This is a genomic window from Robertmurraya sp. DFI.2.37, assembly GCF_029211245.1.
In the GTDB taxonomy this organism is placed as follows: Bacteria; Bacillota; Bacilli; order Bacillales; family Cytobacillaceae; genus Robertmurraya; species Robertmurraya methanolica_A.
Genome location: NZ_JARGEJ010000532.1, coordinates 1 through 311 on the forward strand (window position 1 = coordinate 1; position 311 = coordinate 311).

1 protein-coding gene is annotated in these 311 nt (G+C 33.4%); it reads left to right on the forward strand.

Features of this window, described 5'->3' with window-relative positions; all coding sequences use genetic code 11:
- Nucleotides 1-90: 90 nt before the first annotated feature.
- On the forward strand, nucleotides 91-311 hold a 221-nt coding region (locus PZE06_RS27585), incomplete at its 3' end, for an ATP-binding cassette domain-containing protein (RefSeq protein WP_275792333.1).

Sequence of the window (311 nt, forward strand, 5' to 3'; positions counted from 1 at the left end):
TGAAAAAATGAGAACATCCTTGAATCTGATGTTCTCATTTTTTCACGTTTATGATGAATGTGAGACATTTCAAAGAATGGAGAATTACCCATGATAGAGTTTATTAATGTTCAAAAGGTTTACCCAAATGGAACAAAAGCATTAGAAAACATCAACTTAAAAATTGATCAAGGTGAATTCGTTGCGGTTATTGGCTTATCTGGTGCAGGAAAGTCAACGCTGATTCGTTGTTTTAATCGTATGCATGATATAACGGATGGCCAATTGTTTGTAGATGAAACGAATGTTTCGTATCTAAAAGGGAAACAAAT